This is a genomic window from Streptomyces sp. NRRL F-2580 (assembly GCF_000720115.1).
GTDB lineage: Bacteria > Actinomycetota > Actinomycetes > Streptomycetales > Streptomycetaceae > Streptomyces.
Genome location: NZ_JOIR01000010.1, coordinates 271,099 through 292,697 on the forward strand (window position 1 = coordinate 271,099; position 21,599 = coordinate 292,697).

The following is a 21,599-nucleotide window of genomic DNA, read 5'->3' on the forward strand; positions in this document are numbered from 1 at the left end:
TGCGGTCACGCCGGGCGGGAGGCACCGGCCCAGGGCATCGAGTCGACCGGTGCCAGGCGGACCGTCGACCCGGGGCGCGGGGCGTGGATCATCTGGCCGTTGCCGATGTAGAGGCCGACGTGGGTCACCCCGGAGTAGAAGAACACCAGGTCGCCGGGGGCCAGCTGGTCGCGGGACACGCGTCGGCCGGCGTTGATCTGGGTGTAGGTGGTGCGGGGCAGGGAGACCCCGGCCGAGCGCCAGGCCGCCTGGGTCAGGCCCGAGCAGTCGAAGGACCCCGGGCCCGTCGCGCCCCAGACGTACGGCTTCCCGATCGCCCCGTACGCGAAGGCCACGGCGCGGGCCGCGCGGGAACCTTCCCCGGCTACCGCCGGGAGGTGCCCCCCGGGCGGCGGGGTGCTGCTCTTCGGGGCGGCGGGCGAGGCGGCGGGCGAGGCAGCGGGCGTCTCGGCCTCGTAGGCGGCGCGCTCCTCGGCGGTGAGCTTGGCCAGCAGGCGCTTGGCGGCGGTGAGCTTGTCCTCGATCACGGCCTTGTGCGCGGAGAGTTCGTCCTGCTTGGCGCGGAGGTCGGCGAGCTGTCCCGCGGCCTGCTCCCGGAGCTTCCCGACCTCGTCGAGGCGGCGGCGCACGGTGGTGATCCCGGCGGCGTTGCGGTCCCCGGCGCGGGTGATGAAGGAGGCCTGGGAGAGGTACTCCTGCGGGTCGGCCGCCAGCGCGAGCTGTACGGCGGTGCCCAGGGACCCGCTGCGGTACTGGGAGGCCGCGAGCGTGCCGAGCGCGCTGCGGGCGGTGTTGAGCTGGTCGGCCTTGCGTGCGGTCTCCTCGCGCAGGCCGGTCAGCGCGCGCTCGGCCTCGTCGGCCTTCTCCTTCGCCCCGTTGTACTGCTCGGTCGCCGCCTCGGCCTCCTCGTAGAGCCGGTCCACCTCCGACTTGACCTGGGAGGGGGTGGGCCGGGGATCGGCCTGGGAGGTGCCTTCGAAGGCGGTGGCGGTGGCAGCGCCCGCGAGGGCGAGGGTGGCGGCGGCCGTCCGTGCCGTGCCGCCGGAGAGCGGGCGCTGCCTGGGCTTTCGATGACTGGCCACGGGGGCCTCACGTCCTTTTCCCTGTCGCTGACGCTGGGTCTTGGGGGAGGACGCTAAACCTGAAAGTAACGGGCCGATGTCGAGATGATCCGAACTGATCGGATGTGGCGGATCGATAGCCGTCAGTGCCAGAGGACGGCGATAAAAATATTGATCATGGTCAGTCCGCCGACCGCGCCGAACATCGCCTTCTCGACCTTCTCCTCGTCGCGCTTGACGTAGACGAGGGCGAGGATCACGAAGAGGATCGCGAGCTTCACACCGACCTTGACGTTGTTGACCGGCGTGCCGTCCATCTCGTTGAAGCCGACCAGCAGTACGCCCGTCACGAGCATGGTGAGCGCGCCGTGCAGCATGGCCGGCGTGAAGCGGGCGGTGCCCGCGCTCATCGCCTTCATCTGGGTCAGGAAACCGCCGAGCAGCGACGCGATCCCGATGATGTGCAGGCCGACGAAGACATTGATGAGTACGTCCATGCGGACGAGCGTACGGGGCGGTCCGATCAGCCCAGGAAGCGGACCAGCTCCTCGGTCACGGCCTCCGGCCGCTCCTCCGGGAGGTAGTGGCCGCTGCCGTCGAAGCAGCGGGGCGGTCACGGGGGAGTAGCCGTACGGAAATCCCGTACGGTCGATCGGAACTGTACGAGATCTTCGAACGGTCTGACAATGTCCGTACGAGATCTGCGTACAGTGGGGGCATGGCTGCCGCTGCTGACCTGACCCACCCCGCCGCCGACCGCATCGAGCTGGTCGAGGTGCTGGCCGCGCTCGGGCATCCCGTGCGCCTGGAGATCGTCCGCAAGCTGGCCTCCGGCGAGGAGGCGTTCTGCGGCGAGGTCGTGCCCGACCTGCCCAGATCGAGCGTCACGCACCACCTCAAGGCGCTGCGCGAGAGCGGAGTGATCTGCCAGCGGCCCCGCGGCCGCAAGCTCTACCTCGCACTGCGCCGCGACGATCTGGACGAGTGCTTCCCCGGTCTGCTGGAACTCGTCCTGGCCTGTCGGTCCCGCCCCCTAGACTCGGAATGCGATGAGCAGCCTCTTTGACGACAGTTTCCTGGCGGACCTCACCCCCTCCGACGAGGTCCCGCCGCCGCCCGAGGACCACGGCGCCCCGGAACCGGGCGCGGACGATCTCTTCGGCGGGCGCTTCGACGTGCCCATGAGCAGGGACGCGTACTACCGGGACGGCGCCCCCAGGCCCGTCATCGACCCGGCGACGCTCCTGCACGGGCTGAACGAGCAGCAGGCCGCGGCCGTGGTGCACGCGGGCTCCCCGCTGCTCATCGTGGCCGGCGCCGGCTCCGGCAAGACCCGGGTGCTGACCCACCGCATCGGACACCTGCTGTCCGCGCGGAACGTCCACCCCGGCCAGATCCTGGCGATCACCTTCACCAACAAGGCCGCCGGCGAGATGAAGGAGCGCGTCGAGAGCCTGGTCGGCCCGCGCGCGGGCGCCATGTGGGTCTCCACCTTCCACAGCGCGTGCGTCCGCATCCTGCGCCGCGAGTCCAAGCGGCTCGGCTTCACCTCCTCGTTCTCCATCTACGACGCGGCCGACTCGAAGCGCCTGATGGCGCTCGTCTGCCGCGACCTGGACCTGGACCCGAAGAAGTTCCCGCCGAAGTCCTTCAACGCCAAGATCTCGAACCTGAAGAACGAGCTGATCGACGAGGAGGCCTTCGCCGACCAGGCCGTCGACGGGTTCGAGAAGACCCTCGCCCAGGCGTACGCGATGTACCAGGGGCGGCTGCGCGAGGCGAACGCGCTCGACTTCGACGACATCATCATGACCACGGTGCACCTGCTCCAGGCGTTCCCCGACGTCGCCGAGCACTACCGGCGCCGCTTCCGACACGTCCTGGTGGACGAGTACCAGGACACCAACCACGCCCAGTACACGCTCGTGCGCGAGCTGGTCGGCACCGGCTACCCGGACCTGCCGCCGGCCGAACTGTGCGTCGTGGGTGACGCCGACCAGTCGATCTACGCCTTCCGCGGCGCGACCATCCGCAACATCCTCCAGTTCGAAGAGGACTACAAGGACGCGACGACGATCCTGCTGGAGCAGAACTACCGCTCCACGCAGACGATCCTCTCCGCCGCCAACGCGGTCATCGAGCGCAACGAGAACCGCCGCGCCAAGAACCTGTGGACCGAGGCCGGCACCGGCGCCGTCATCACCGGCTACGTCGCGGACACCGAGCACGACGAGGCGCAGTTCGTCGCCGACGAGATCGACCGGCTGACGGACGCGGGCGACGCCAAGGCGGGCGACGTCGCGATCTTCTACCGGACCAACGCGCAGTCACGCGTGTTCGAGGAGATCTTCATCCGGGTCGGACTGCCCTACAAGGTCGTCGGCGGCGTCCGCTTCTACGAGCGCAAGGAGGTCCGCGACGTCCTCGCGTACCTGCGCGTCCTCGCCAACCCGGAGGACAACGTCCCGCTCCGCCGGATCCTGAACACGCCCAAGCGCGGCATCGGCGAGCGCGCCGAGGCGATGATCGACGCCCTCGCGATGCGCGAGAAGATCACCTTCCCGCAGGCGCTGCGGCGCGTGGACGAGGCCTTCGGCATGGCCGCCCGCTCGACGAACGCGGTGAAGCGGTTCAACGTGCTGATGGAGGAGCTCCGCACGATCGTCGACTCGGGCGCGGGCCCGGCGGTGGTCCTGGAAGCGGTCCTGGAACGGACCGGCTACCTCGCCGAGCTGCAGGCGTCGACCGACCCGCAGGACGAGACGCGGATCGAGAACCTCCAGGAGCTGGCGGCGGTGGCGCTGGAGTTCGAGCAGGCGCGGGAGGCCGCGGCGGCCGAGGCGGCCGAGACCGGAGCCCCGGCTCCCGGATCCGGCACCCTGGCCGAGTTCCTGGAGCAGGTCGCGCTCGTCGCCGACTCCGACCAGATCCCCGACGAGGACACCGAGGGCACCGGCGTCATCACGCTGATGACCCTGCACACCGCCAAGGGCCTGGAGTTCCCGGTGGTCTTCCTGACCGGCATGGAGGACGGGGTCTTCCCGCACATGCGCGCGCTGGGCCAGACCAAGGAGCTGGAGGAGGAGCGCCGCCTCGCCTACGTCGGCATCACGCGGGCCCGCGAGCGGTTGTACCTGACGCGGTCCAGCATGCGCAGCGCCTGGGGCACCCCCTCGTACAACCCGCCGTCGCGGTTCCTCGAGGAGATCCCGGCCGAGTACCTCCAGTGGAAGCGGACGGGTGCCACGCAGAAGCCGGCGGGACCGATGCGGAGCTCCGGCTACGGGTCCTCCGCTTCGGGGAAGGCGACCTTCGGCACCTCGCCCGAGGCGTTCCTGTCCTCGTCGCGTACGAAGTCGGGCCCGTCCGGGTTCGCGACGCGGCGGGCCGCGGACAAGCCGGTCATCGCCCTGGTGGTCGGGGACCGGGTCACGCACGACCAGTTCGGGCTCGGCACCGTCATGGAGGTCAAGGGAGCGGGCGCGGACGCGCAGGCCACCATCGACTTCGGGGACGACAAGCCCAAGCGGCTGCTGCTGCGTTACGCGCCGGTGCAGAAGCTCTAGTGCTGTGACCGGAAAGGTTCACCGGGGCGCGACGCCCGGCACGGCACCTCGCCGCGTTGTCGGACCGGGCAGGTACGTCCAGTACGAGCCTCGGCCCTCCGCCTTGCCACGCCAGCGGGTCGATCGCGGAGCCGCCACCGGGACGGACCTCGAAGTGGAGGTGCGGGCCGGTGGAGTTGCCCGAGTTGCCGGAGTAGGCGATGACGTCGCCCGCCTTGACCTTGCCGCCGCGGATCTTGGTGGAGCTGAGGTGGCAGTACCAGGTCTCGGTGCCGTCGGGCGCGGTCACTATGGCCATGTTCCCGTAGGCGCTGTTGTACTGGGTGCGCACGGTGCCGTCGGTGGCGGCCATGACCGGGGTTCCGTAGGAAACCGGGAAGTCGATGCCGGTGTGCACGGACATCCACATGCCGCCGGCCTGGCCGAAGTTGGCGCTCAGGCCCTGCTGCGTGACGGGGATGGCGAACTTGGGACGGGCGGCCTCCTTGGCCGCTGCCTCCTCCGCCTTCTTCTTCTTTTCCTCTTCCTGGCGTTCGCGCAGGTCGATGCGCTCCTGCGTGCGGCTCGCGCGGTCCGCGAAATCGCCCGCGTCGGCGCTGAGCGCGACCAGTTGGGTGTCGAGCTTGGTGTTCGCCGCGACGGGCTTCACCGAGGCCGGGTCGGGCGCGGCCATCGTGGTGGTGTCCTGGGCGGGCTTGTCCGTGTCGGTGAGCCCGCCGACGGAGGCGGCCGCCACGCCCGCGACGCCCATCACGCACGCGGAGGGCACGGCCACGGTCAGCAGGGCGGAACGCTTCGCCGGAGTGCGGCGACGGCTGTTGCCGGCGGCCTTGGCGTTGCCCTTGGCTGCGGTCCGGCGCGCGGCGCGCGGAGCGGCGGTCACGGGCATGGCCTGCGTGGGGAGGTCGTGGACCTCGTGCGCGGCGTGGAGTTCGTGGACCTCGGGCAGCTCGTGGACCTCGGACGCCGGGGACGCCTCGGGCGCCTCGGCGCTCGCGTCGGAGAGCACATCGAAGACCGCGGTCTGGCTGTAGCCGTCGGCGTACGCGTCGTTTCCGGCCTGGGTCCCGGCGTCGTAGCCGACGGAGGTCGTCCCGTACGCGTACTCCTGTGCCTGCGGCTGCTGCTGCTGCGGCCGCTGCTGCGCGGGCTGGTACTCGTATCCGTACGGGTACGCGGCCTCGGGCTGCGCCGGGGTCTCCGCGACGGTGTTCCAGGCGGTGGCGTCGTAGGCGCCGGTCTCGGTGCCGGTGGTGCCGTAGCCCGGCATCGCCCAGTGTCCGGTCTGCTCGCCGGAGGCGTCGTAGCCGAAGGAGGTCGGCTGGTACTCGGTGTAGCCGGAGTGGTCCGCGCCTTGCGTGTTCCAGGCGCTCGCGTCCCAGGTCCCGGTGGTGTCCTCGGGTGCGGCCTGGGTCGGGATCGTGGACAGGTAAGGGTCCTGCGAGGTCCACGCGGTGGTGTCGTACGCGCCGGTCTCGTAGGAGCCGTAGGCGGCGTAATTGACCCCCTGGCCCTGCGTTTCATAGGAAACGTAGGTCGAGTCACCAGCGAAAGTGGTGGTGGTAAGGCCGTCATACCCGGCATCCGGGTACTGGCCCGACGAGGGGCGGTCGTTCACCAACTTCTCTTTCGCCTCGGCAGTGGGGCCTGGGTGGCCGGGAACGCGTGGTTCACCGGAGGAGAGCAGTGGCGTGACTGTACCCGTCGGTTACTCGCAACGACAATCTTCGCCGGGTCTCGGGATTGCCGGAACCGGGCATTCAGCCGCCTTTCGGTCGCCGAAAGACGCACCCTTGGCCTTGAGTTCGAAATTCGTTCGACTGGAGGTCGCGCGGCGGCTAGGCGACGGAAGCGGCCTCCGAGTCCGCGACGGCGGCCAGACCGGGCCCGTCGAGGATGCGCCGGACCGCCGCGATGACGGCGGGGTGCGCGGGCAGCGCGAGGTGCCCGATCCCGGTGACCTGCACGTTCTCCACGAGCAGATCCGGATGCTCGATCCGCGCGGTCCCGACGGGAGTCATCAGCGCGTCCAACTCGCTCCAGAACGCCACGCACCGGGTGGCGCATCCTGGCGCGGGCGCGGCGAGTTCGGCCAGCACCTCGGAGTCCGGGCGCATCTGCCGCACCAGCGGGTGCGCGTCCATGAAGGGTGCGACCCGCGTGCCGGAGTGCGGGGTGCCGAGGGTGACGAGGGTCCGGACCCGGGTGTCGCCGCCGAGGCGCTGCACGTAGTACCGGCCGACCAGGCCACCCAGGCTGTGCCCGACCAGGTCCACCCGCTCCTGCCCGGTGCGCTCGCACAGTTCCTCGACACGACGGGCGAGATGGCGGGCGGTGACGCGCAGGTCGAGGGTGAAGGGCGAGTAGTTGTACGCCTCCACGTGCCGCAGGCCGCCCGCCCCGAGGGCGCGGCGCAGGAGCACGAAGACGGACCGGTTGTCGGTGAATCCGTGGAGGAGGAGGAGGGGCGGGCGTGTCGCGGGCGCGGCGGCGGTGAGCTTTTCCTGGCACACTCCGGTCGGATAGAGGAGGAGGTGCCCGCCGAGCACCACCACCTCGAGCGCGCCGGCCCGCAGGGCGGCACCGGACGTGGGTATGGACGCGGGTATGTGCAGCCCCATCGACGGCCTCCCCTGAGCCTCTTGGGACCCGGGGCTCTTGCGCCACCGTGCCGTGCGGCTGTCGGCGCGGTGGCGCAATGCCGTCCCACGTGTGATTTCCCCCTCGTGATTGACCGCGAAACGGTGGCGTGCGCGATGCTGTACTTAACGTTCGTTCACTCGGGAGGCAGTGCGATGGGTGTGACCGGTCCGATCCGTGTGGTGGTGGCCAAGCCGGGTCTCGACGGCCACGACCGCGGGGCCAAGGTGATCGCGCGGGCGCTGCGGGACGCGGGCATGGAGGTCATCTACACCGGCCTCCACCAGACCCCCGAGCAGATCGTGGACACCGCCATTCAGGAGGACGCCGACGCGATCGGCCTCTCGATCCTCTCCGGCGCCCACAACACGCTGTTCGCGCGCGTGCTGGAACTGCTCAAGGAGCGCGACGCGGAGGACATCAAGGTCTTCGGCGGCGGCATCATCCCGGAGGACGACATCGCCCCCCTCAAGGAAAAGGGCGTGGCCGAGATCTTCACCCCGGGCGCGACGACGACGTCCATCGTGGACTGGGTCCGAGCGAACGTCCGCACCTGACAGCCCCGCCGGCGTGTGAGGCGGGGGTCCCCCCGGACGGAGTCTGGGGGAGGGTCTGGGGCGGAGCGCCAGGTCGTTGAGCCGCACCGGACCGCCCAGCCCGCCCCCCGGGGAGGGATCAGGCGGCCGGCGCCAGCTCGGAAAGCATGGCCGCGCGCAGCCGAAGCGTGGCCACCAGCCGCTGAAAGGCCTCGGCCCAGTACGCGGCCGCGCCGGGAGCCGCGTCCGGCGGCTCCTCCGTGGCCGCGGTCAGGGCCTCCAGCCGGCCGGCCTCCGCAGGATCGAGGCAGCGTTCGGCCAGGCCCATCACCCCGCTGAAGCTCCACGGATAGCTGCCGGCCTCGCGGGCCATGTCCAGCGCGTCCACCACCGCCCGGCCGAGCGCCCCCGCCCACGGCACGACGCACACCCCGAGCAGCTGGAACGCCTCCGACAGCCCGTGGGCCCGTATGAACTCGGCGACCCACTCCGCCCGCTCCGCATCCGGCAGGGTCTCCAGCAGCTTGGCCCGCTCCGCGAGCGAAGCCGTGCCCGGACCCGCGGCGGGCGATGCGGACGGCGGGCCGAGCAGGGCCCGCGACCACGCCGCGTCGCGCTGACGCACCGCCGCCCGGCACCACGCCGCGTGCAGTTCCTCCGTCCATCCCTCGCCCTCGGCCGACGGCAGCGCCACGATCTCCGCCGGGCCGAGCCCCCCGAACCGCTCCCGCCAGCACGACAGCGGCGCCGCCTCCACGATCTGGCCGAGCCACCAGGCCCGCTCCCCGCGTCCGGCGGGCGGCCGCTTGACCACCCCGTCGCGGAGCATGCCCGCATCGCACTCGGCCGGCGGGGTCACTCCCTCCGGGCCCACACAGGCCAGGGCGCGCTCCGCCATCCGGCCGGCCAGGGCCGATCGCGGCAGCGCCGACAGCAGTTCGGCGGCCGTCGCGCGGACGTTGCGGCTGCGGTCGCCCAGGGCCGCCTCCAGGAACGCCTCGTCCCCCTCCCACAGCCCCACGCGCAGCGAATCGAGGAACATCAGCCGGTCCTCGGCCCGTTCGGTGGCCCAGGTCGTCGCCAGCAGCCGCGTCGCGGCCGCCGCCTCGTGTGCCCGTACGGCGCCGAGCAGCGCCACCCGCTCCGCGAACAGCCCCTCCTGCCACAGCCGTTCGACCCCGGCCGGGTCGGTCACCTCGGGCAGGTCCCCGGTGCCGCCCGCCCCGCCGCGCAGGGCGAACCGCCAGTCCGGATTCAGCCGGGCCAGCCACAGCCCGCGCGTGCCGGCCAGGGCCAATGCCTGCGGACGCAGGTCCGTACGGGCCCGGGCCGCGTCCAGGAGCGCCGGTACCAGGGCGGCCGGCGCGCGGTAGCCGTACCGGCCGGCCGCGGCCAGCCACTGGGGCAGCAGCTCCGTCAGGTCCGGGGCGGCCCCGCGCCGTCCGCCGCCGCTGCCCGCGGCCGTCCGGCCGGCGAGCAACTGGGCGAGCCGGCGGCCGGCCGCCTCCGGTGGCGCCGGGCGCGGATCGCGGGGCGCGGGCTGCGGATGCGGGCCCGCCGCGGCCGGCCGCAGCCCGGCTCTGCGCCGTACGGCGTGCACGGCCGCCGCGTCCAGCAGCGCTTCCGGCGAGCCGGCCGGGCCACCGCCCCCGCGCCGGTCGGTGCCCAGCAGCGCGGCGCCGACCAGCTCCTCCCACTCCCCGTACCCCTCGTCACCCTTGCTCATCGGGCCCCTCCCTCGCCGCTCGTCCTTCTTCGCGTCCTGCGCCCCGGTCCCGCCCCCTCCGCGGGACCGGGGCTGTCGTGCGTTCGTGTACTGCGCTCAACTGGCGTGGTTGTCGTTCATGCAAGCCCCCCGGCTTCTCGTCGTCACAGCGCCGGCGCCCCCGCGCCGCCGCACCCTCCTCGTGCCGCGTGCGACGCTCCCCGGCGCCCACGCGTTCCCTCCCCGCCGCCCCTGTGTGACGGCACACGTCCCCCCAGGCCCCCTGCTGTGTGTGGTGTTGTCAGCCCGCGCTCAGGACAGGGCGACCGGCTCGGGAGAGTCCGGCTGCCAGGCCGTCAGCGGGGTGAAGCCGCGGTGGCCGCACTCGCCGAAGACCGTCACCGGGCCCCCGCCCGACAACGCGGCCAGCTGCCAAAGGCCCGAGCGGGAACGGCTGCCGGCCCCGGTGAGGGGCACCGGCAGGGCGCAGGTGCCCTCCGCGTCCGCCAGCTGCCAGCCGAGCTCGCCCGGTATCGGGATCACCGGGCCGAGCACCACCGGCCAGGACTCCAGCCACGGGTCCTCCCGCACCGCCGCCCCGTACGCCTCCAGCGCCGCCCCCGTGCTCACCCCGGCCGGAACCCCGGCGCACGGAACGGCCGCCGAGAGTCTCTCCCCGAGGTCCGCCCGCAGCCCCGCCGATCCGGGCCGGAAGCGGACCTCCGCCTCCAGCACCAGCCCGACCGGCAGCGACAGGCCCGGCGACCGCCCGGGCGGTCCGAAGTCCAGTACCAGGGCGGGCCTTCCGCCCTGCAGTCCGCGCAGCCATATCCGGCGGGTGGTGAGCCGGCCGTCCGGTGACACCGAGTCGTACTGGGCCAGCACCAGCCAGCGGTCCCGTACGGCCTCCGCCTCCCCGGAGGCCGGCAGTCCCACCCGGCTGCGCACCGTCGCCGCCAGCTGTTCCGGCAGCCCGGCCACCCCCAGCCAGGCCCGGTCCAGCAGGTGCAGCAGCGCCGCCTCCTCCAGCATCCGGGCGGGCCAGCCCGGGCCGCAACTGGGTATCGTCCCCAACTCCCGCACCCGCGAGGCCAGTCCGGGTGCCTGCGCGTCGACCATCCGGGCCGCGGTCTCCTCCCACCCCGCGTAACCGGCCTGTTCCTGGCCCGCGAGGCCGCCGCGCACCAGATCGGCCAGCCGCTGTTCCAGCTCGGTGACGCCCGCGCCGACGCGGGCCGCCCGCCGCTCGGCCCGCTTGCGCGCCCCCTCCTCGTCCACCGGGCCGCCCGCCCCGGCGGCGGGACGCGCGGCCTTGGCCGCCCGGTCCGCCAGCCACTGCGCGGCCCAGTCCGGCGCCTCGCCCGGCTCGCCGACCCCCTCGGCGGACCAGAGCAGCAGCAGCCCCAGCGCGTGCTTGCACGGGAACTTCCTACTGGGGCAGGAGCACTTGTAGGCCGGTCCGGCGAGGTCCACGACCGTCCGGTACGGCTTGCTGCCGCTGCCCTTGCACAACCCCCACACAGAACCGGAAGCGGAACCTCCGATCTGCGACCACGGACCCGCCCCTCCGAGTCTGCTCCCCGCTTTACGTGAGGCATCGTCAGGAGCCAGAGCCAGTACCTGTTCCGCTGTCCAGCGGACCCCCTGCTCAGTCATGTGTTCCACCGTAGAGACCCCCACTGACAATCGCTCTGACCTGCAACGACGTCATGAGCAGGGCCCGTTGTCAGTGGTGTGGTGCACCTTGGATGCAGCAGTCGGAAGCGGCTGCCGAGCCTTGGAGGGGGACCATGACCACGCCCGAGAACGAACGCCCGGCCGAAGCGCTGCGACCGCACGCCGAAGACGCTTTCGCACACGAACTGAAAGCCCTCGCGGCCGCCGACGACCGGCCCCGTCCGGCCCGCTGGAAGCTCTCCCCATGGGCCGTCGCCACGTACCTGCAAGGCGGCACGCTCGACGACGGCACGGTCATCACGCCCAAGTACGTGGGACCGCGCCGCATCGTCGAGGTCGCCGTCACCACCCTGGCCACCGACCGCGCCCTGCTCCTGCTCGGCGTGCCCGGCACCGCCAAGACCTGGGTCTCCGAACACCTCGCCGCCGCCGTCAGCGGGGACTCCACCCTCCTCGTCCAGGGCACCGCCGGCACCCCCGAGGAGGCCATCCGGTACGGCTGGAACTACGCCCGGCTCCTCGCCCACGGCCCCAGCCGCGAGGCCCTCGTCCCCAGCCCCGTCATGCGGGCGATGGCCGAGGGCATGACCGCCCGGGTAGAGGAGCTCACCCGCATCCCGGCCGACGTCCAGGACACCCTCATCACCGTCCTGTCCGAGAAGACGCTGCCGATACCGGAGCTCGGCGAAGAGGTGCAGGCCGTGCGCGGCTTCAACCTCATCGCCACCGCCAACGACCGCGACCGCGGGGTCAACGAGCTCTCCAGCGCGCTGCGCCGCCGCTTCAACACCGTGGTGCTGCCGCTGCCGCTGCCCGCCACCGCCGACGCAGAGGTCGACATCGTGGCCCGCCGCGTCGACCAGATGGGCCGCGCCCTCGACCTGCCGGCCGCCCCCGAGGGCCTGGAGGAGATCCGCCGCGTCGTCACCGTCTTCCGCGAGCTGCGCGACGGGGTCACCGGCGACGGCCGTACGAAGGTGAAGTCGCCCAGCGGCACCCTGTCCACCGCCGAGGCCATCTCCGTCGTCACCGGCGGCCTGGCCCTGGCCGCCCACTTCGGGGACGGCGTGCTGCGCCCCTCCGACGTGGCCGCCGGCATCCTCGGCGCCGTGGTCCGCGACCCGGCCGCCGACAAGGTGGTCTGGCAGGAGTACCTGGAGGCCGTGGTCCGCGAGCGCGACGGCTGGAAGGACTTCTACCGGGCCTGCCGGGAGGTGACGGTATGAGCCCGAGCCCAGGGGGCCCGCTGCTGCTGGGCGTACGGCACCACGGGCCCGGCTCGGCCCGCGCGGTGCGGGCGGCGCTCGACGCGGCCCGCCCGGCGGCCGTGCTGATCGAGGGGCCACCCGAGGGGGACGGGCTGCTCGCGCTGGCCGCCGATCCCGGGATGCGGCCGCCCGTGGCGCTGCTCGCGCACGCCGCGGACGACCCCGGCCGGGCCGCGTTCTGGCCGCTCGCCGACTTCTCCCCGGAGTGGGTGGCGATCCGCTGGGCGCAACGGGCCGGCGTACCGGTGCGGTTCATGGACCTGCCGGCCGCGCACTCGCTGGCGGCGGCGGAGCCGGGCGCCGACCAGGCCGATCCCGGGGCGGTCCGGGTGGACCCCCTCGCGGTGCTGGCCGAGACCGCCGGGTACGACGATCCCGAACGCTGGTGGGAGGACGTGGTCGAACACCGGGGCGCCGGCGGCGCCGGGAGCGCGGGGGAGGAGGCGCTCGGCGCGTTCGAGGCGCTCGGGGAGGCCATGGGAGCCCTGCGCGAGGCGTACGGCGACGGCGGCCACCACCGCGACCTGGTGCGCGAGGCGTACATGCGGCAGCGGATGCGGGCGGCCCGCCGGGAGTTCGGCGACGCGTACGCCGTCGTGTGCGGGGCCTGGCACGTCCCGGCGCTGCGGGCGAAGACCACCGTGGCCGCCGACAAGGCACTGCTCAGCGGTCTGCCGAAGGTCAAGGTGGAGACCACCTGGGTGCCGTGGACCCACCGCCGGCTCGCCCGGGCCGGCGGGTACGGCGCCGGGATCACCTCGCCCGGCTGGTACGCCCACCTCTTCGAGGCCAGGGACCGGCCCGTCGAGCGGTGGCTGACCAAGGTCGCCGGCCTGCTGCGCGCGGAGGACCGGCAGGTCTCCTCGGCGCACGTCATCGAGGCGGTCCGGCTGGCCGAGACCCTCGCCGTGATGCGGGGACGGCCCCTGCCCGGCCTGACGGAGACCCTCGAAGCGGTCCGGGCGGTGATGTGCGACGGCTCTGACATACCGCTCGCGCTGATCGAGGACCGCCTGGTGGTCGGCGACGTGCTCGGCGAGGTCCCGGACACGGCGCCCGTCGTACCGCTCCAGCGGGACCTGACACGGCAGCAGCGCTCACTGCGGCTCAAGGCCGAGGCGCAGGACCGCGAACTGGAACTCGACCTGCGCAAGGACACCGACGCGGCGAAGTCCCTGCTGCTCCACCGGCTGCGGCTGCTCGGCATCGGATGGGGCACCCCGGCCGCCTCCCGCGGCAGCACCGGGACCTTCCGCGAGACCTGGCGGCTGCGGTGGGAGCCCGAACTGTCGGTGCGGGTCGCCGAGGCCGGGATCTGGGGCACCACCGTCCTCGCGGCGGCCACCGCGAAGGCCGAGGCCGACGCGGCCGGCGCCGAGGAGCTGGGCGAGGTGACGGCGCTCGCCGAGAGGTGCCTGCTGGCCGGACTGTCCGAGGCGCTCCCCGCCGTACTGCGGGCCCTCGCGGACCGGGCCGCGCTGGACACCGACGTGGCGCGGCTCGCCAAGGCCCTGCCCGCGCTGGCCCGTTCGCTGCGGTACGGGGACGTGCGCGGCACGGACGCGACGGCGCTGGGCACGGTCGCGGCCGGGCTCGCGGAGCGGATATGCGTGGCGCTGCCGCCCGCCTGCGCGGCCGGCCTGGACGCCGACGCGGCGGCGGAGCTGCGGGGCCACGTGGACGGGGTGCACGGAGCGGTGGCGCTGCTGGCCGACACCGACGAGGGGCTGCGGGAGCGCTGGTCCGCGGTGCTGCGGACGCTGGCCGGCCGGGACACCGTGCCGGGGGTCATACGCGGCCGGGCGGCCAGGCTGCTCCTCGACGACGGACGGCTGCCGGCCGAGGAGACGGCGCGGCTGATGGGGCTCGCGCTGTCCCCCGCCACCCCTCCGGCCGACGCGGCGGGCTGGATCGAGGGCTTCGCGGGCGGGAGTTCGGGCGGGGGCACGCTGCTGGTCCACGACGACCGGCTGCTGGGGCTCATCGACACCTGGCTGGTGGGGGTGCCGGAGCGGGCCTTCACCGATGTACTCCCGCTGCTGCGGAGGACCTTCGGGGCGTACGAGTCGGGGGTGAGGCGGAGCCTGGGCGAGCTGGTGCGGCGGGGGCCGGGCGGTCCCGCGGCTGCCGTGCCGGGCTTGGCGCCCGCGGGTTTCGGCCCCGAGCTGGATCCCGTGCGCGCGGACGCGGTGGTGGGGCTGGTGCGGATGCTGCTTGCCGGGTGAGGTGCCGCGCCGCTGCCGGGGGCTCGGCCCCCGGACCTCCGCGCCTCAAACGCCGGCGGGGCTGGAGTGGTGCGGCGGGGCTGGATGAGCGGGGCCGGATGGAAGAGCCAGGTGGACACGACGAGTGCCGGGGGACTGACGGATGGGTGGTACGGACATGGGCGCGCGGGTACGACACGGAGCCGCGGACCCCGCCGGAGGCGAGCGGTTGCGGCGGTGGCGGATGGTGCTCGGTGGGGGCGAGGCCGAGGGGACCGGGTGCGTGCTCGCCGGGCGGGACGCGGCGATGGATGCCGCGCTCGGGGCGCTGTACGGGGGCGACGGGGGGTCCCGTAAGGGATCGGGGGCGCGGTCGGCGGGGCTCGGCGGGTCCGCGCCGAACGTGGCGCGCTGGCTCGGGGACATCCGCACGTACTTCCCCAGCTCCGTGGTCCAGGTGATGCAGCGCGACGCGATCGAGCGGCTCGGCCTGTCCACGCTGCTGCTGGAACCGGAGATGCTGGAGGCGGTGGAGCCGGACGTGCACCTCGTGGGCACGCTGCTCTCGCTGAACAAGGCGATGCCCGAGACGACCAAGGAGACGGCGCGGGCCGTGGTCCGCAAGGTGGTCGAGCAGCTGGAGAAGAAGCTCGCGGCGCGGACCCGGGCGACGCTCACCGGCGCCCTCGACCGGTCCGCGCGGATCAGCCGGCCGCGCCACCACGACATCGACTGGGACCGCACGATCCGGGCCAACCTCAAGAACTACCTGCCCGAGTACCGCACCGTCGTCCCCGAGCGGCTGATCGGGTACGGCCGTGCGGCGCAATCGGTGAAGAAGGAGGTGATCCTCTGCATAGACCAGTCGGGTTCGATGGCGGCCTCCGTCCTCTACGCCTCCGTCTTCGGCGCGGTGCTGGCCTCGATGCGCTCGATCGCGACCCGGCTCGTCGTCTTCGACACCGCCGTCGTGGACCTCACCGATCAGCTCGACGACCCGGTCGACGTCCTCTTCGGCACCCAGCTGGGCGGCGGCACGGACATCAACCGCGCCCTCGCCTACTGCCAGTCGAAGATCACCCGGCCCGCCGACACCGTCGTCGTCCTGATCAGCGATCTCTACGAGGGCGGCATCCGCAACGAGATGCTCAAGCGGGTCGCCGCGATGAAGGGGGCGGGGGTCGAGTTCGTGACCCTGCTCGCGCTGTCCGACGAGGGAGCCCCGGCCTACGACCGCGAGCACGCCGCCGCGCTCGCGGCGCTCGGCGCGCCGGCCTTCGCCTGCACCCCCGACCTGTTCCCGGAGGTAATGGCCGCGGCACTGGAGAAGAGGCCCCTGCCGACACCCTGAAGGCCCCGTCCCGGTCCGTTGTGTGAATGGGTGAATCGCACGAACTTCCAGTTCAACCGTGAGGCGATCTGTGACAGGTATCACCGCTCAGGTGTGATCTGCGATTTAGGGACCTACGGCCCGCGGGGATAACCTGCGGGACGGACATGCCGCGTCCACGGTCACCGTGTGCGCCTTCCTTGTGACAGCGCCGTCACGTTGCCCTCCGCGGCACGCCCACGCAGATAGCAGACAACCGCGAATCACTGCGAATCTTTAAAAAAGACAAGGGACGGACGCGCGTGGACCTGTTCGAGTACCAGGCGAGGGACCTCTTCGCCAAGCACGGTGTACCGGTGCTGGCCGGTGAAGTCATCGACACGCCTGAGGCGGCTCGCGAGGCCACCGAGCGGCTGGGCGGCAAGTCGGTCGTCAAGGCGCAGGTGAAGGTCGGCGGCCGCGGCAAGGCCGGTGGCGTGAAGCTGGCCGCCACCCCGGACGAGGCCGTCGCCCGGGCGACGGACATCCTCGGCATGGACATCAAGGGCCACACGGTCCACAAGGTGATGATCGCCGAGACGGCTCCCGAGATCCTGGAGGAGTACTACGTCTCGTACCTCCTCGACCGCACCAACCGCACCTTCCTCGCCATGGCGTCGGTCGCGGGCGGCATGGACATCGAGCAGGTCGCCGAGGAGACCCCGGAGAAGCTCGCCAAGGTCCCGGTGAACGCCAACGAGGGCGTGACCATCGAGAAGGCCCGCGAGATCGTCGCCCTGGCGCAGTTCCCGGCCGAGGTCGCCGAGCAGGTCGCCGAGGTCCTCGTGACCCTGTGGGCGACCTTCATCGCCGAGGACGCGCTCCTCGTCGAGGTCAACCCGCTCGCGAAGGTCGCCTCCGGCGACGTCATCGCGCTCGACGGCAAGGTCTCGCTCGACGAGAACGCCGAGTTCCGCCAGCCGGGCCACGAGGAGTTCGTGGACCACGCGGCGGCGAACCCGCTCGAGGCCGCCGCCAAGGCGAAGAACCTCAACTACGTCAAGCTCGACGGTGAGGTCGGCATCATCGGGAACGGCGCGGGTCTCGTCATGAGCACCCTCGACGTCGTCGCCTACGCCGGCGAGAACCACGGTGGCGTCAAGCCCGCCAACTTCCTGGACATCGGCGGTGGCGCCTCCGCCGCCGTCATGGCCAACGGTCTCGAGATCATCCTCGGCGACCCGGACGTCAAGTCCGTCTTCGTCAACGTCTTCGGTGGCATCACCGCCTGCGACGAGGTCGCCAACGGCATCGTCCAGGCGCTGCAGCTGCTGAAGGACAAGGGCGAAGAGGTCACCAAGCCCCTCGTCGTCCGTCTCGACGGCAACAACGCCGAGCTGGGTCGCAAGATCCTCTCGGACGCCAACCACCCGCTGGTCCAGCGCGTGGACACCATGGACGGCGCGGCCGACAAGGCCGCCGAGCTCGCGGCTGCGAAGTAAGGGCAGAGGTCACAGACTCACATGGCTATCTTCCTCAACAAGGACAGCAAGGTCATCGTCCAGGGCATGACCGGTGCCACGGGCATGAAGCACACCAAGCTGATGCTGGCTGACGGCACCAACATCGTCGGCGGCGTGAACCCGCGCAAGGCCGGCACCACCGTCGACTTCGACGGCACCGAGGTCCCGGTCTTCGGCTCCGTCGCCGAGGCGATGGAGAAGACGGGCGCCAACGTCTCCGTCCTCTTCGTCCCGCCGGCCTTCGCCAAGGCCGCCGTGGTCGAGGCGATCGACGCCGAGATCCCGCTGGCCGTCGTCATCACCGAGGGCATCGCGGTGCACGACTCCGCCGCCTTCTGGGCGTACGCGACCGCCAAGGGCAACAAGACCCGGATCATCGGCCCGAACTGCCCGGGTCTGATCACCCCCGGCCAGTCCAACGCCGGCATCATCCCGGGCGACATCACCAAGCCCGGCAAGATCGGTCTCGTGTCCAAGTCCGGCACGCTGACCTACCAGATGATGTACGAGCTCCGTGACATCGGCTTCACCTCCGCCGTCGGCATCGGTGGCGACCCGGTCATCGGCACCACGCACATCGACGCCCTGGAGGCCTTCGAGGCCGACCCGGAGACCGAGCTGATCGTCATGATCGGCGAGATCGGCGGCGACGCCGAGGAGCGTGCGGCGGACTTCATCGCGAAGAACGTCACCAAGCCGGTCGTCGGTTACGTCGCGGGCTTCACCGCCCCCGAGGGCAAGACCATGGGCCACGCGGGCGCCATCGTCTCCGGCTCCTCCGGCACCGCGCAGGCCAAGAAGGAGGCCCTCGAGGCCGCCGGCGTGAAGGTCGGCAAGACGCCGACCGAGACCGCGAAGCTGGCGCGCGAGATCCTGAACGCCGCTCAGTAAGCAGTCCCCGTACGGACGCACGTACGGATGCACGGAAGCACGGGCGTGGCCCGCACCCCTCGGGGGGTGCGGGCCACGCCCGTTCTCATTCGACCTTCGGGGCGATCCTGGCCGGCCCGGCCTCCGGATCGGCGCGCAGCTTCTCGTGGAGCTGCCGGCGCTGCTCGGTGAGCTGCTGGGGGCCGCTCAGCGGGGGCACGCCGGAGACGCTCTGGCCGGGTGCCTGAGGAGGCTCGTAGTGGTTGGGCGCGGTCATGGCGGTGTAGCCGGTGGCGGTGGCGATCACCGCGGTCAGCCCGAGGGCCCCGCGGCTCCACAGCCGTACGCGCCGCTCGCCGCCGCCCCGTACGGCCGCCGCCGGGCGCGGGGCGAGGGGGGCGGCCGGCCGCAGCGCGGTGAACAGGTCGCGCAGCAGCGCCGACTGTTTCTCGGGCGGTACCTCGGCCAGTTGGGGGATCCGGTCGGCGAGGTCGGCGTGCGCGTGCACGAGGCGGATGCCGGCGGTGGGGGTGCTGGCCTCGGTCTCGGCGGCGGTGTCGGGAAGGTCGAGGCCGACGCCGTCGTAGAGCATGACGGTCCGGCGGTGGCGCGTGGGCAGCGAGAGCACGGCGGCGAGCAGGATGCGGTCCGCGGGGTCGGCGGGGGGCGCGTCGTGCCGGCGGTGGGCGCGCCGGAACCGGTGCCAGGGGGAGAGGGCGTAGTCGTACGCGACCGCGCGCACCCAGCCCACCGGGTCCGGGTCGGTGGCCACCTCGGGCCACCGGGCCCAGGCACGGGTGAACGCGCGCTCCACGGCCTTCAGGGCGAGGGTCCGGCGGCCGGTGAGCAGGTAGGTCTGCCGGGCCAGGGCCGGGGCGGCGTGGTCGTAGAGGGCGTCGAAGTCCGCGGCCGGTCCTGTCGTCCGGCCTGCGGCCGAGAGTGCGGCGGGCGCGGCGGGCACGGCGGGCGCGGCGGGCGCGGCGGATTCGGCGGGCGGGGCGGGTGCGGTGGGTTCGGCGGGTGCCTCCGCCGATGCGGGCTCGGCGGGCTGCGCCGTCCGGGGCGTGTCGGCGGCGAATGACGTCCCGGCGGGCCCGTCTGACGTGGTGTCGGCCTGCTCCGGGGCGGCCGCCGGGGCCGCGAGGGCGGCCAGGAAGACCGCGTACGCCTCGCGGTTGCGGCCGCGGGGGTCCGTGCGGCCCGTTTCCCAGGAGCGGACCGTCGCCGCGGTGACGCCCACCGCCGCCGCGACCTGCTCGTGCGTCAGATCGGCCGCTTCGCGCAGCCTGCGCCGCTCCTTGCGGGCGGGCAGGCTCAGCTCCGGGGCCGATGAGGAGGTCGTATCGACGCTGCGTGTCATGCCACACTCCCCGCGACCCGACCGCTCTGGGCGAAAAAGTACATAAACGTATATTGGGCGACACCACGGACATTCGCCTGTTACCCGTCCATAGCGCGTGTCGTTGGCACCATGGCGGGGTGACCCAAGTGACCGAACGCGGGACCTCGTTGCCGACGGCCCCGCGAGCCGGTGCGCGGCGCCGTTCGCCCGCCACCGCGGCATGTGTGGCGGGCGGCGCCGTGGCGGCCGGACTCGGGCTCGGCTTCCTCGCCGTGCTCGTCATCGTGCTGTGGATCAGCTCCCCCTACCCCGACAGCGGACCCGGCGGCGCGCTGCACCTCGCCGCCGGGCTGTGGCTGCTCGCCCACGGGACGGAGCTGGTGCGGTACGAGACCCTGTCCGGCGTGCCCGCGCCCGTCGGCCTGATCCCCCTGCTCCTCGTCGCCCTGCCGGTGCTCCTCATGCGGCGGGCCGCCCGGCTGGGGAGCGCCGAGGAGGAGGACGAGGAGGTGCTGCCCGCCGGCGCCGTGTTCTCGGCCGTGCTCTGCGGGTACCTCGCCGTCGGGGCCCTCGCCACGGTGTACGCGGCCGGCGGCCCCATGCCGGCCGACCCGATCAGCGCGGCCTGGCACGTCCCGCTGGTCGCCGCGCTCGCCGCCCTGGGCGGGGCGTGGGGGGCCAGGGGGCGTCCGCTCGGGCCGCTGCCGCCCTGGCTGCCAGGGGGAGTGCGGAGGGCCGTCGTACGCCCCCGGTACGCGCTGGCGCTGCGAGCCGGGGTGGGCGGGGCGCTGGTCCTGCTGGGCGGCGGCGCGCTGCTCGTCGGCGCCTCGCTCGCCTGGCACGGCGCCGAGGTCCAGACCTCGTTCCTGTCGCTGACCGGGGTGTGGTCGGGCCGGTTCGCGGTCCTGCTGCTCGCGCTCGCGCTGATGCCGAACGCCACCGTCTGGGGTGCGGCCTACGCGCTCGGGCCCGGCTTCGCCCTCGGCGCCGACGCCACCGCCACACCGCTCGGCTTCGCGGGGCAGCCCGGGCTGCCCCGGTTCCCGCTGCTGGCCGCGCTCCCGGCCGAGGGGCCCGGGACCCCGCTGACCTGGGCGGTCGCCGGAGTGCCGGTGGTCGCCGGGCTGGCGGTGGGCTGGTTCGCGGTCCGCCGGGCGCGCGAGGTCTCGTACGGGGAGACCGCGCTCACGGCGGCGTTGGGCGCCGTGGTCTGCGGGCTGGTGATGACCGGGCTCGCGGTGGCCTCGGCGGGGCCGCTGGGCTCGCGGCGGCTGTCCGACTTCGGGCCGGTGTGGTGGGCCACCGGGGCGGCGGCCTGCGCGTGGACGCTGCTGCTGGCGGTGCCGGTCGCGGTGGCGGTGCACGCGTGGCGGAACCGGCCGGCCAGGGGGTTGGCCGCGCTCGACGCGCTGTCCGCGCTGGACGTGGACGAGGTGGTGGACGACCGCTGGCACGACAGCGGTGTGCGGGAGGTTCGGTGGGCGGCGATGCGGAGGGCTGCGGGGGCGCTGGTTCCGGAGATCGGGGCCGAGCCGGAGCCTCCGGCGGTTGCGGTGGTGGCTTCTGCCGCGGCTCCGGTTGCGGCACCTGTTGCAACTCCTCTTGCGCGGGTTGCGCGGGTTGCGCGGGCGCCCCGGGCGGTGACCGTCGTGTCGGGGCGGGGGCTGGATCTGACGCCGATCCTGAGCGCGGCAAAGCCGGTGGATTTGCCGGTGGATCCGGTGCCTCCGGTGGATCCGGTGCCTCCGGCTGCGCCCTTGGCTCCGCCGGTGGTGGGGGCGCGGGTGCTGGCCCGGCGGAAGCCGCCCGTCTGAGGCCGGGTGCGGCGCCGTTGCCGGGACGCCGCCCCGGGCCCCGCGCCTCGAACGCCGGCGGGGCTGAAAGATCGGGGCGCCGCC

16 protein-coding genes are annotated in these 21,599 nt (G+C 73.2%); 9 read left to right on the plus strand and 7 right to left on the minus strand.

Annotation, left to right across the window (positions count from 1 at the left end):
• Positions 1-5 precede the first annotated feature (5 nt).
• The gene (locus tag IF88_RS0113080) at positions 6-1,082 is read right to left on the minus strand and encodes a C40 family peptidase (protein ID WP_030710452.1); all 1,077 of its coding nucleotides are present in this window, start codon (positions 1,080-1,082) and stop codon (positions 6-8) included.
• A 122-nt stretch (positions 1,083-1,204) separates the two neighbouring features.
• Positions 1,205-1,558 (minus strand): hypothetical protein, encoded by a 354-nt coding sequence (locus tag IF88_RS0113085; RefSeq protein WP_030710454.1) that lies wholly within the window; start codon positions 1,556-1,558, stop codon positions 1,205-1,207.
• A gap of 221 nt (positions 1,559-1,779) precedes the next feature.
• Here IF88_RS0113085 and IF88_RS0113090 point away from each other — a divergent pair, with 221 nt between their 5' ends.
• Positions 1,780-2,127 carry an ArsR/SmtB family transcription factor gene (locus IF88_RS0113090; RefSeq protein ID WP_037805806.1) on the plus strand — a complete coding sequence of 116 codons (348 nt, stop codon included), beginning with the start codon at positions 1,780-1,782 and terminating at the stop codon, positions 2,125-2,127.
• Entirely contained in the window at positions 2,111-4,627 is a 2,517-nt protein-coding gene (gene pcrA, locus IF88_RS0113095; protein ID WP_030710458.1) for a DNA helicase PcrA, read from the plus strand. The genes IF88_RS0113090 and pcrA overlap by 17 nt, the downstream gene beginning before the upstream one ends.
• Here the strand turns inward: pcrA and IF88_RS0113100 are convergent.
• On the minus strand, positions 4,530-6,245 hold the full coding sequence (locus IF88_RS0113100) for a M23 family metallopeptidase (RefSeq protein WP_063754791.1): 1,716 nt from the start codon (positions 6,243-6,245) through the stop codon (positions 4,530-4,532). The two genes, pcrA and IF88_RS0113100, sit on opposite strands and share 98 nt — an antisense overlap.
• Positions 6,246-6,465: 220 nt before the next feature.
• The gene (locus IF88_RS0113105) at positions 6,466-7,248 is read right to left on the minus strand and encodes an esterase/lipase family protein (RefSeq protein ID WP_030710466.1); all 783 of its coding nucleotides are present in this window, start codon (positions 7,246-7,248) and stop codon (positions 6,466-6,468) included.
• Between the two features lie 174 nt (positions 7,249-7,422).
• Here IF88_RS0113105 and IF88_RS0113110 point away from each other — a divergent pair, with 174 nt between their 5' ends.
• On the plus strand, positions 7,423-7,824 hold the full coding sequence (locus IF88_RS0113110) for a cobalamin B12-binding domain-containing protein (protein WP_030710468.1): 402 nt from the start codon (positions 7,423-7,425) through the stop codon (positions 7,822-7,824).
• A 118-nt stretch (positions 7,825-7,942) separates the two neighbouring features.
• On the opposite strand, the gene IF88_RS0113115 is transcribed toward IF88_RS0113110, so the two are convergent.
• Together IF88_RS0113115 and IF88_RS0113120 are read right to left on the minus strand one after the other, a co-directional pair.
• Positions 7,943-9,529 (minus strand): DUF5691 domain-containing protein, encoded by a 1,587-nt coding sequence (locus IF88_RS0113115; protein ID WP_030710470.1) that lies wholly within the window; start codon positions 9,527-9,529, stop codon positions 7,943-7,945.
• A 291-nt stretch (positions 9,530-9,820) separates the two neighbouring features.
• Entirely contained in the window at positions 9,821-11,164 is a 1,344-nt protein-coding gene (locus IF88_RS0113120; RefSeq protein ID WP_030710471.1) for an SWIM zinc finger family protein, read from the minus strand.
• 134 nt (positions 11,165-11,298) lie between these two features.
• On the opposite strand from IF88_RS0113120, the gene IF88_RS0113125 reads away from it, so the two are divergent.
• The 5 genes from IF88_RS0113125 (at position 11,299) to sucD (ending at position 18,380) form a co-directional block, all read left to right on the plus strand.
• Positions 11,299-12,411, plus strand: coding sequence for an ATP-binding protein (locus IF88_RS0113125; RefSeq protein WP_030710474.1), 1,113 nt, complete (start codon positions 11,299-11,301; stop codon positions 12,409-12,411).
• On the plus strand, positions 12,408-14,678 hold the full coding sequence (locus IF88_RS0113130; protein ID WP_051836784.1) for a DUF5682 family protein: 2,271 nt from the start codon (positions 12,408-12,410) through the stop codon (positions 14,676-14,678). The genes IF88_RS0113125 and IF88_RS0113130 overlap by 4 nt, the downstream gene beginning before the upstream one ends.
• A 142-nt stretch (positions 14,679-14,820) precedes the next feature.
• Positions 14,821-16,008, plus strand: coding sequence for a VWA domain-containing protein (locus tag IF88_RS0113135; protein WP_051836786.1), 1,188 nt, complete (start codon positions 14,821-14,823; stop codon positions 16,006-16,008).
• A 281-nt stretch (positions 16,009-16,289) separates the two neighbouring features.
• Positions 16,290-17,468: an ADP-forming succinate--CoA ligase subunit beta gene (gene sucC / locus IF88_RS0113140; RefSeq protein ID WP_030710485.1), complete on the plus strand. Its 1,179-nt coding sequence runs from the start codon at positions 16,290-16,292 to the stop codon at positions 17,466-17,468.
• A gap of 21 nt (positions 17,469-17,489) precedes the next feature.
• Entirely contained in the window at positions 17,490-18,380 is an 891-nt protein-coding gene (gene sucD / locus IF88_RS0113145; RefSeq protein WP_030710487.1) for a succinate--CoA ligase subunit alpha, read from the plus strand.
• 85 nt (positions 18,381-18,465) lie between these two features.
• Here sucD and IF88_RS0113150 read toward each other — a convergent pair whose 3' ends face one another.
• Positions 18,466-19,719, minus strand: a complete 1,254-nt coding sequence (locus IF88_RS0113150) for a helix-turn-helix domain-containing protein (protein ID WP_030710488.1) — start codon at positions 19,717-19,719, stop codon at positions 18,466-18,468.
• Between the two features lie 119 nt (positions 19,720-19,838).
• On the opposite strand from IF88_RS0113150, the gene IF88_RS0113155 reads away from it, so the two are divergent.
• On the plus strand, positions 19,839-21,515 hold the full coding sequence (locus tag IF88_RS0113155) for a DUF6350 family protein (RefSeq protein WP_158754364.1): 1,677 nt from the start codon (positions 19,839-19,841) through the stop codon (positions 21,513-21,515).
• The last annotated feature ends 84 nt before the right edge of the window (positions 21,516-21,599 follow it).